The sequence below is a fragment of the Oleiphilus sp. HI0080 genome (genome assembly GCF_001635135.1).
On record NZ_LWFU01000398.1, the window covers coordinates 1 to 10,537 of the forward strand.

At 47.7% G+C, this 10,537-nt stretch carries 8 protein-coding genes; 3 read left to right on the top strand and 5 right to left on the bottom strand.

All coding sequences use genetic code 11. The features are described 5' to 3' along the window. Positions 1-794: DUF1338 domain-containing protein (locus A3751_RS07050; protein ID WP_068453770.1), on the top strand; the 794-nt coding region annotated here is incomplete at its 5' end. Positions 795-938: 144 nt separating this feature from the next. On the opposite strand, the gene A3751_RS07055 is transcribed toward A3751_RS07050, so the two are convergent. The 4 genes from A3751_RS07055 to A3751_RS07070 form a co-directional block, all read right to left on the bottom strand. Beyond that, positions 939-2,096, bottom strand: coding sequence for an endonuclease/exonuclease/phosphatase family protein (locus A3751_RS07055; protein WP_068453772.1), 1,158 nt, complete (start codon positions 2,094-2,096; stop codon positions 939-941). A 140-nt stretch (positions 2,097-2,236) separates the two neighbouring features. Beyond that, on the bottom strand, positions 2,237-4,312 hold the full coding sequence (locus tag A3751_RS07060; protein WP_197466217.1) for a diguanylate cyclase domain-containing protein: 2,076 nt from the start codon (positions 4,310-4,312) through the stop codon (positions 2,237-2,239). Between the two features lie 15 nt (positions 4,313-4,327). After that, positions 4,328-5,608 carry a hypothetical protein gene (locus A3751_RS07065; protein ID WP_068453774.1) on the bottom strand — a complete coding sequence of 427 codons (1,281 nt, stop codon included), beginning with the start codon at positions 5,606-5,608 and terminating at the stop codon, positions 4,328-4,330. Then, positions 5,574-5,984 carry a hypothetical protein gene (locus tag A3751_RS07070; RefSeq protein ID WP_156492303.1) on the bottom strand — a complete coding sequence of 137 codons (411 nt, stop codon included), beginning with the start codon at positions 5,982-5,984 and terminating at the stop codon, positions 5,574-5,576. The genes A3751_RS07065 and A3751_RS07070 overlap by 35 nt, the downstream gene beginning before the upstream one ends. A gap of 276 nt (positions 5,985-6,260) precedes the next feature. Between A3751_RS07070 and A3751_RS07075 the strand changes: the two genes are divergently transcribed. Together A3751_RS07075 and A3751_RS07080 are read left to right on the top strand one after the other, a co-directional pair. Beyond that, a complete protein-coding gene (locus tag A3751_RS07075) occupies positions 6,261-7,424 on the top strand; it encodes a cytochrome-c peroxidase (protein WP_156492304.1) in 1,164 nt (387 codons plus the stop codon). Next, positions 7,424-9,880: an ATP-binding protein gene (locus A3751_RS07080; protein ID WP_068453777.1), complete on the top strand. Its 2,457-nt coding sequence runs from the start codon at positions 7,424-7,426 to the stop codon at positions 9,878-9,880. Before A3751_RS07075 ends, A3751_RS07080 begins: the two co-directional genes overlap by 1 nt. Before the next feature lie 101 nt (positions 9,881-9,981). Here A3751_RS07080 and A3751_RS07085 read toward each other — a convergent pair. Beyond that, positions 9,982-10,537, bottom strand: a 556-nt coding sequence (locus tag A3751_RS07085) for an arsenic resistance protein (protein WP_369821230.1), incomplete at its 5' end; no start/stop codon positions are given.

A 10,537-nucleotide genomic window follows, 5' to 3' on the forward strand; every position in this document is an offset into this window, starting at 1 on the left:
TTTTGGAGATTCGTGCTTGTCTACGTCAAGCTTCTCCAGGTTTGATCAATGACCATATCGCGTTGCGCACATTAAAGCATGCTCGTTTTGGTATGGAGCGTTTGGCTCATGACTTTCTGGAAGTTGGGTATGAGGTGCGTGGGCACTATCACTTTGAAGCGAAAAAGCTCGACGCCATTCATCTGGAGCATTGCACGGATTCGCAAGCGCCAAAGGTCTTCATCAGTGAGTTGCTGCTTGATGCTTGTTCGGACAAGTTACAGCGTACGATGCAGGTGAACTTGATTGATCGGCTTTCAGATCAGTACTCCATTCAATATTTAAAGCACAATCTTGACGAGCGCTTAGATCAACCGAGCGGTAACACGCTTCTTGCTGCAAGCGGACGGCACTGGGGAAAACCAAGTTACAAGATATACCAAAGCTTGCTTGATGAGTCGGAATACGCTGCGTGGTTTTATGTTTTTGGTTTTGTGCCGAATCACTTTACAGTCAAAATTAATAGCCTCGCGCAGTTTACCGAGATTCAAGAGCTTAATGATTTTCTCGAAGCGCAGGGCTATGCATTGAACGAAGCTGGCGGCAAGGTGAAAGGCACACCAGAGCTATATCTTGAGCAATCCTCAACGATGGCGGATGTCGTTACCGTCGCGTTTCAGGAGGGAGACTACAAAATACCGAGCGTGTTTTACGAATTCGCGAAGCGCTACAAAAACGCGGATGGCGATGAATTCTCTGCGTTTATTGAGGGGAATGCCGACAAAATTTTTGAAAGCACGAATGTACGTTCGTAGTTTGATCCAAAGCGGAGAGCATGCACAAGCCCCAAGTTTTTTGTCATCCTGTGCTGCACTATTGATGATCGTCCAGGCGAACATAAAACGGGAGGCTTGTCTGTTATGGCGCGACCGATTTAGGTCGCGCCCCTTGCATACCGACTAATCGATAAAACGAATTTTGGCGTAGACGCCTGCGTGATCAGAAGGATAGAGATCGCTTGCATCGGTCATGTCCGCCGCAGAGTTACCCAATACTTTGCTCTTGCTGCGCTCAACAGATCGACCATTTTCTTTTATGAAAACGTGGTCAATGCGTGATGATAGCTCGGCGGTTTCGTCGGATACTGCATCGTCAAAGCAGCAGGTGTAACCCGTGCCTTTGATTTTTTTCTGCATCGTCCAAGTATCTCCATATCCGCCAAGCAATGCTTGCAGATAAGGAGGCGCTAGTTGCAAACCATCGAGCCCAGGAATGCCTGATTGACCGATAAACGCTTCTTCGCGCGGGTCACTGTTAAAGTCGCCCACCATGATCACTGGTATGTTTGGATTACTAGTCGCACCAACGAGCGTAAGCAGTTCATTCATTTGTACCGCCTGCAAGGATTTAAATGGCTCTGATCCACCCACTTCCAAGTGCGTATTCACAAAGCGGTATTCTGCGCCTTTAACATTGACGTCGATCATGTTGTAGCCGCGAGTAAATGATGCCTGAACTCCATTAATATCGACAACGCCGTTGTATGTGAAGTTACCGCTAAATTCATTACTGTATTGAATGCCGCTGCGCACTAAGGTCACATCACGATCTTGTAAACGGACATCACCAAGAATCGGTCCTTGTGCTGTCACGCCTGCAACGAAGGGTAGCTCGATATCCGCATTATCTACGCTCGCTGCGACCTCGTAGTCCATACCGCGAGCCTGAAGGTTGGCTTGAAGTATTGCTAAGAAATCATAGACCGTATCGTTTGCAGCAGTCGGATTTCCCGCAAGGAAGTCTCCTGGGATCTGCGTGCTCCAGATAGAGACTTCCTGCAAGCCGATGACGTCGGGTGAATGGCGCGCAATTTCATCTGCGAGTGCCGCTGCACGCTCAGGAAAGTTGGTTGCTTGCGCTGTCTGAAATACCTCAGTAACGGCAAGTGGGACGGCCAATGGGTCAGGGTTTTGCGCCGCCGCAAGAACCGGGAAAATATCGGCGCCCAAGTAGATGTTTCGAGATAGAACTTTAATTTTGTCATCGCCACCTTTTGCCTGTGCATGTGGCGCGAGCGAGGCCACTGCCAATAGCGCGGCTATTATCTTTATTTTCATTTTATTTCTCCGTGATTTTATTTTTATAGGTCTTCATCGCTGACTTCAATGAAATTAAAGTCGCTAAGCATCATGCGGTTAATCGAAAGTGCGGGGTAGTGTGGAGTGCGGGAAATGAGATGTATTGAACGTTTTTTGATCTATCGGCTGTCGATTGTGCGCTGTGCGGCTTCAAAAATTACATAGCGGTTCTTGCCCGCTTCCTTTGCCTGATACATCGCGCCGTCTGCGTTGCCGATCAATACTTCGGGCGAGGGTGTAAATGGTGTATGCACTGCGATGCCAATACTGGCTGTGCAATGGATATCCGGTTCAAGAACAATACTTGTCAGTTTGGAGACTATGCGCTTGGTAATTCGGTCAAGATCATAGCGATGGAAGTTGCGCACAATAATCGCGAACTCATCTCCACCCATGCGGGCGACAAAATCGCTATCTCTACTCTGCTCTTTAAGCACTTTGGCGACCGCTTTAATCATTTCGTCACCCTTGTTGTGCCCATGGGTGTCGTTAATGGTTTTGAATTCATCTAGATCAATAAACATCACGCCAAAATGTGTCAGCTCGGTGCTATTTGCTCGCAGCGTGTTTGAAGTGCTTTCGGCAAAACACTCTGCAAGACGCTCTTCAAAGGCGTGGCGATTATGTAAGCCACTTAGCGAGTCGTGCCTTGCGAGCCAAGCGAGCTCGCTTTCTGCTTCGACCCGCCCGGAAATATCGAGCGCGATAGACAGAATTTGCCGTGAGCCGGTCTTTTGGTTAATTAGTGGTACATGGCGCCATGCTAAAAAGCGCAGTCTTCCTTCTTCTGTGATGACGGCGGCTTCATGCTGATATTCGCCATCATCTCTAAGCGCAATGTTCTTCACTTCGCGGATTACCGAATCCAGACAAATTGATGAATCTAGGAGCTTGGCGAAGTGCAAACCTTGAAGCTCGTTTTGGTCATAACCCGTGAGAGACTCCGTGTAGTGATTGGTTTGTCGAATATAGCCTTCGCGATCCTGAATGATAATTACCGCATGCATGGTATCGAAAAGTTGATTAACAAAGTCCCGCTCTAGCATGAGTTCTCGACTTCGAGTTTCTAGTTCATTTGCGCGTGATTCGAGCTGCTCATGCATGCTTTCAAGTTCGCTGCATAGCGAGGAGGCTGTCATGCGCAGTAACTCGGCCTCGTCATTTATAAAGCGGCTCGCGCTGAGTTTGGCGAAGTCTGCTTTTGCTTGTGCGTAGTTTTTACTCGCCAATGAAGGCAGTATGTTAGTGGTTTGACGTAAGCGGGTCATTGGTCGCCAAAGCACAAGTAACAAGAGAAGCTCGGTAATAACCAGACAAACAAGCAGCAAAAGGCGCATGTCGGATACTGCGCGCTCGGATATAGCCTTTCCCTCACTCACATCACGAACAGTCAGCACGTGATCGCTCTCTAACGCAAAACTACGCAAAAGATAGGTTTTACCCGAGTACTCTACAAAGTGATTGTGCTTGATTAAGTGGTCGAAACTGAACTTGGTGAGCGCGATGTCGATAATAGGGCGCGTCTGATCTGGGTTTGTGATTGCCACTAGATTGTGGTTCCACTCCTGAAGATGTTCGGAAAAACGGTAGAGTTGGTACTGTTTGGAAAATAGCGCTGTGTTAATGCCGGTGATTTGATAAAAACGCAATAGGTGATTGGAAAGTGGTTCAGAGAGTGTCACCGCACCAACAACTTCGCCATTAAAGAGTATTGGCGCTCCCGCTTTAATCACACAGTGTGACCCGCAATCGAGTTGCCAATTGGACTGTTCGTTTTTCAGGATGTTCTGAACAAACTGAAGCGAAGAACGCGTTCTTCCAAGAGAGCGTTCTCTCGCTTCTTTATCGTATACGGAGACGCTCTCAATGCCATATTCGACTTGAAGATTCCAACTGATATCGCTAATCAATGCCGCGAGCGCCGTTTCCGATTGCGCTGAGAGCAACTGCCCTAATTTCTCGCTTCTTGCTGAAGAGAGCGCAAGTTGCGCGGCCTTTTCGCCTTCGACTTCGAGCAGTGCGTTAAATTGCTTTTGATTTCGTTCAGCGATGGTGTCTATTGCAGAATGGAACTGGCTTTTGTATGCATCGGTGAAAGCCCATAGTAATGCCACAAATAGCACGCCCAACACTAAGCTCGTCAGGCCAAAGGCCTGCCACTTAATGCTCATGTTGGGTCGATAATCCAGCTTCACTAAAGAGTCCTGTTATTACCAGCGATAGGCGACTTGCAGAGCTGCCAGATTCCAATATCGGTTTGTTCGCTGGCTTTGGTTGTCACGGTTAAACAAGCGTGACCAGCCATCGATGTAATGAAACTCTCCACGAACAAGCCAGTTATTATCTGGCCGCCAACTCGCACCCATATTTATGTCGACAAAATGCCCATTTGGGTCCGCAAAGCTCACATCGCGCAGGCGGTTGTAATCGTAACGGATGTAGGTGTCTGTGGTATCGGTCCAGCGATACAAGCCTTGTATATAAAACGATTCTTCATGGCCAAGGTACTTGATGTTTTGGTTCGCATATTGCTGCGCTTGTGCAAGTTGGCTGTTACTCAGGGTTTGCAATAACGGTGAATTTGCGACCGTTTTGTTTAGATCAAAATTCACTTTGGATTTGAACTTATGGCGCGAATACTCGGCTGTGACCGACCAATCTAGCTGATTGTATTCCAGAGAGCTCAGCACTGTTTCAGAGTAAAAAGACGAATCATCTCCATACGCTTGTATGTTGATGGCGGGACCTGCGGGAAGACCTAAATCGCTAGGCGAGACAGCCAGCACTGGATTAACATCAATCGTGTATTCCGGACGATAATAGGTAAGCGCTGCACGCCAACCTTCAAATTCAGAGCCATAGGCTAGCTTGGCGAGAAAACTCTTGTCTCCTTCAAGGTTAGACGGATTGAGCGCTGATGCCTCTTTGATTTCGTCTTCGTCGACAACCGGTTTGCTCACGAATATTTGAAAGCTAAGTTGTTTTTCATCGAAGCCTTTAGAGGCAAAAAATTCAATGCCATCGGCAGAATAAAAAGAATTGCGAGTTTGATCATAATAGATGGATTGCGGCATAAAAATGCCTGTTCGCGTGTGCGGGATGTCGCGTGTTTCGTTATAGAAACCAAAGGAAGAGCGAATACGGCCAAGCCTACCGATCACTTGAACTTCGTCTTGTCTGTATAAAGGCAGACTAAAAAATGCATAGTCAACGCGAATATCGTCGCCACTCGCTTCACTGACTTTTCGGCCCAAAAGCTGCCCAGAGAACCCAAGATCTTTGTAGACCTTTGTTGAGTACAACGCTCCGGCTTCCCACAGATCAAACGATAGGTCGTCGTCAGATTGGCTCAGAAAATTGTAGTCACTTGAGTGCACCAGGCTTTGGCTCAAAAAGGCCTCAAACCGGTTTTGCTCAAACCACTCGCTGGACTGCGCCGACGCAGTCAGCGTGGCACTAGCGGCGAATAGTAAGGGTATTAATCTGTTCATGATCTGTTTCTTTCTGGATGTAGCCAATGGCGCCTTTCGTGGAGGAAATCACCTCCAGCATTTCCTGCTCGCTATTTAGTTCGATGGGGGCTTCTCCGGTTCCGGAGTAGACTAGGCGGTGCCAGATAGATTGCAGTTGTCTGGGAAAGACACCCAGCACTTGCTTACAAAACTCACGATGGGAGTCTTGTTCTGGCGTTAGCACGTAGACTTGAATAGGTTGACCGTCCGACCATAGACGCTTTTTCATTGTATAGATTGCTCTTAATTCCTTGAGCTGCAACTCGTTTCTGTCTACCGCTGCATTCGTGATGACGGTGATGCTCTGTGCTGGAAATGCCATTGCCATCATGGACAATAAACTGCATACAAGCACGAAAGCGCGGCACCGTCGGTGATCATTAGTACTTCGCACGGTAGTTGTCGTTTTCTTATTTATTTTTGATACTCTCTTTTTAATATAGCAAGGGTGCGCCATCTGGCGTGGTCTTGTACAAGAAAACACAAACTGTTGCGATTGTTACGTAAGCGAGCAATCACAGCGTTCGTTGAGACGATCTTAATTTGGCGAATTACCCCTTTAAAAATAAGGTTTTATGGCCTGTTCATTCGCTAGTTTGTTTTTTATATCGGCATAGCGTAAGGCACTTCCTTGACTATACTTCGAGCACGTTTTGTTATGGGTCTGGTGGTGTACATCGAAATGTCAGAGTTCGGTTTAAGCAGGTTGTTGAGGTTGGTTAGTTTGAAGCGGTCGTTAAATACGCTTCGCTTGATTTTGCTGGCGCTCAGTATGCAGCTTGGTGCCTGTAGCGATGCACATGACGGACAGGTTAGCCATGCGTTGTCGACAGATTCGGTTAAATTGCTTGCGCAGCATGAGAGTGCGGCGACCGAAGATTACGCAGAGTTTCGAATACTCACGCCATCGAGTTCAGTCCAAAAATCCGCAGAACTAATCTCGCTAGGAGAGCGGCTCTTTCACGATGCCCGTCTAAGCGGCAGCATGGACGTTAGTTGCGCTTCTTGTCATCAATTGACGACGGGAGGCGATGATCAACTAGCTATTTCTATCGGTACGCAAGGTCGGCTAGGCACAGTGAATGCGCCCACGGTCATGAATGCAGGCTTGAACTTTGTCCAGTTTTGGGATGGTAGAGCGGCAAGCCTAGCAGATCAAATAGATGGTCCGATTCATGATACAAATGAAATGGATAGCTCTTGGCCGCAAATAGTAGAGCGCCTGAAAGCCGATAAGCACTATCAAGAGCGCTTTCTTAGCTTGTTTGAAGAGGGCATCTCGCCAAGCAATATCAAGGCGGCCATTGTTGCCTTTGAAAACAGCTTGCTCACCCCAAGCCGGTTTGACGCGTTTCTTGCAGGTGACGTTTCCTTGTTAAATGAGCAAGAACGCAAAGGCTTAAATCTGTTTCTCTCATTGGGCTGCGCCGGTTGTCACCAAGGCGTGAACCTTGGCGGCAACATGTATCAGTATCTTGGGTTGATGGGAAATTATTTCGCCGATCGGGGTGATGTTAAAGAGTCAGACCTAGGGTTGTTTAACGTCACAAAGCGCGATCAAGATCGCTATAAATTTCGGGTGCCGTCGTTACGCAATGTGGCGCAAACGGCACCGTACTTTCATGATGGCAGCGTCGATACCTTGGAGGACGCAGTGATAAAAATGGCTTATTACCAGTTAGGGTTTTCGTTAGAGGAAGAGCAAGCCATGGATATTGTTGCTTTCTTAAAAACCCTGGACGGATCGCCTGTGCCAAATCGTTTAAACGCTGCGGCCATTAGCGGAGTGAAGTAATGAGACTTCAATCGCTGCGTCGCCTGATCATTTTTCTTCTTTTGCTCGTGTTTGGTTGTATCGCGATCATTGTGACCGCCCAGATAGACGCGAAGAACATGGAGAATATGCGAATAAATGCGGCGTCATTGAACACAGCTGAGTTTCAGCTCATTCAAGAGATGCAGTCGATCAACCAGGCAAGCAGGCGAAACTTCGACAAATTGAATATGCTTTTCGAGCGTGTAGTACACGATGCGACGCGGCTCGTGCAGCACTCGGCGGAGTACGAGCCTATGGTGTTAGATATGTTGATGTCTTACACAGAGGAACTGCGATGGATTGTTGAAGATTTAAAAACGAATAGTGCCATTAAATATAACTCAACCCGCTATTTAGCTGCTGAGTTGCCTAGCTTGTTTTCTTTGCCTGGGGCTAAACGACTCTCGATCGAAGAACGTCAGTATGTGCAAGGATATTTGATCGAGCCGAAGTTAGAAGGCTGGCAGATGACTTGGCATGCCGTCAGACTCATTGAGGAAACCATAGGGGAATTACCCGAAGAGATAGGCCGCTTTGCTCGTCATTTGGCGTTGTATGATCGCTCGATTCAGAAAAGGCGGGGCGAAGAGAAAAAGCTTCTAGAGCATCTTAATGGCCGTTTTAGTTCTCGCCTGTTGAGTATCGAGCAAGCCCATTTCGATCAAATAAACACAATGGGGCAGTTTGCCTCGGTCGCGTTAGCTATCCTCGTCATTGGCTTGATGACGTGGGGCTTTCGCGTGTCTATATCGGCGACCAAATCCAAAGAAGAACTCGCGGAAGTGAATCGGAATCTCGACGAAAAAGTAAAACAAGCGACGCGCCAACTTCAGGAGCAAATGGTCGATCTGGAACGGCAAAAATTGCGTGCTGAAGATGCAACCAAAGCGAAGAGTGAGTTTCTGGCCAACATGAGTCATGAGATTCGTACCCCTTTGAACGGTATCAATGGTATGGCGCAGATTCTCCAGCGCTCGGGCTTAAATAGCGATCAGCGTTCACAAATTGAAACGATTCTGACAAGCACCGGCAGCTTGACGCAGATTATTAACGACATACTCGATTTCTCGAAAATAGAGGCAGGAAAGATTGAAATTGAGCGTATGGATTTCAGCTTATTGGCGTTGATCGAGAGTACCGTGGATCAAGTCACCATGCTCGCAAATAAATCCGAGAACCAGTTGGTTATTCAATACAGTTCTCGCCTACCTGAATACGTAAACAGTGACCCCAGCAGAATACGGCAAGTTATGCTGAATCTGCTATCGAACGCGAATAAGTTTACCAATGGTGGCGTTGTTGAGGTTCGTGCTGAAGTGATGGAGCGTATGGGTGATGCTTATTTTAAGATTTCGATAAAAGACAGTGGCATTGGAATTTCAGAAGACAAATTGGCATATATCTTTGAGGCGTTTTCGCAAGAAGATACATCTACAACACGCAAGTTCGGCGGCACAGGACTTGGTCTCACCATATGTAAGCGACTCGCACAGCTGATGGGCGGCGATATTGCAGTGACGTCTACGCAAGGCAAGGGCAGCAGCTTTAGTTTTTTCTTACCTTTAATCGAAGCTGATGTTCCCGAGAGCGAGGTGCGTTCAGGCCCTTTGCGACATATTAAGCCGATGATTTTTGATAACAATGAGGTCCGTCGTCGGGCCATGCGTAATCATCTAGAAAGTTGGGGGCTTGAAAGTGTTGTGTTTGAGGATGTGTCGGACTTTATGCTTGCCTTGCAGCAGTTAGTTGGAGACAGAGGTTTATATGCGGATGTAAGCTGCATTATTGCTGATATGGACGATTACCAACAGGTGTTAAGCGAAGCATTGGGCAAGCTGACGAAAGCCTTGCCAAAGCTTTACCTGACGCCTTTATATTCTGAAGATTTTGGTGAGTTTGATCGAGCAGTATTTGTCAAAGAGGTGTGCAGCCCCATTAAACCCTCGGAGTTTTTGGATGCGCTCGCAGACGCGCATTCCAGCTCTGTTGGTGAAGAGTTTAAGTCTGAGGACGAGCCAACATACAATTTTGATGGGCGAACCATCTTGCTGGTGGACGATAACGAGATCAACCGCATGGTTGCTGAGTTAATGCTGACCAACGTTTCAGTTAATGTAGTGATGGCGGAAGATGGAAGGCAGGCCGTTGATGCACTTCAAGAGCAAGACTTTGATCTGGTGTTTATGGATTGCCAAATGCCGGTAATGGATGGCTATGAAGCGAGCAGATCGATCCGGCAATTGGCTGCGCCGAAAAAGGCGAACGTACCGATCATTGCGATGACAGCAAACGCAATGAAAGGAGACAAAGAAATGTGTCTTAATGCAGGTATGGACGACTACATTGCAAAACCGGTCGATGCTCAAAAGTTGTATGCCTTAATGGGCAAATGGCTTGGACATATCCACGGAGAGGGCATTTCAGCGCGCGACTAGTGAGCGAGCGCCGCCTTTTGAAACGCTTACCTTAGCTCGCAATCCGCAATCCGCAATCCGCAACTCAACGATACACGCTCAACGAATGGTTGTAGCTCGCGCTATTTGTCGAACCAGTGTTGTGTTCGGTTTACCAAAGCGACTAAAGACAACATCACAGGCACCTCAACCAATACACCAACCACGGTCGCAAGCGCTGCGCCCGAATTTAGGCCAAACAAGGAAATCGCTACGGCTACGGCCAATTCAAAAAAGTTAGAGGTGCCGATTAAGCAGGCTGGTGCTGCAATGTTATGCGGCAGTTTGAGTGCTTTCGCGCCACCGTAAGCGATTGCGAAAATCACGTAGGTTTGAATCAAAAGTGGAATGGCGATCAATACGATTGCCAGTGGCTTGTCGAGAATCGTTTGCGCCTGAAAGCCGAATAGCAATACCACTGTGGCCAAAAGCCCGGTCACAGACCACGGTTTTACGACAGTCAGGAAACGGTTTAGCCGTTCATGATTATTGTTTTTCCCCGCCGCCTGATCATCAGGTCGATCAAGCCGAATACGGGTTATCACACCTGCAACCAACGGGATCACGACGTAAAGAATGACCGAGAGCAAGAGCGTTTCCCATGGCACGGTAATGTCACTCAGACCAAGTAAGAAGGCC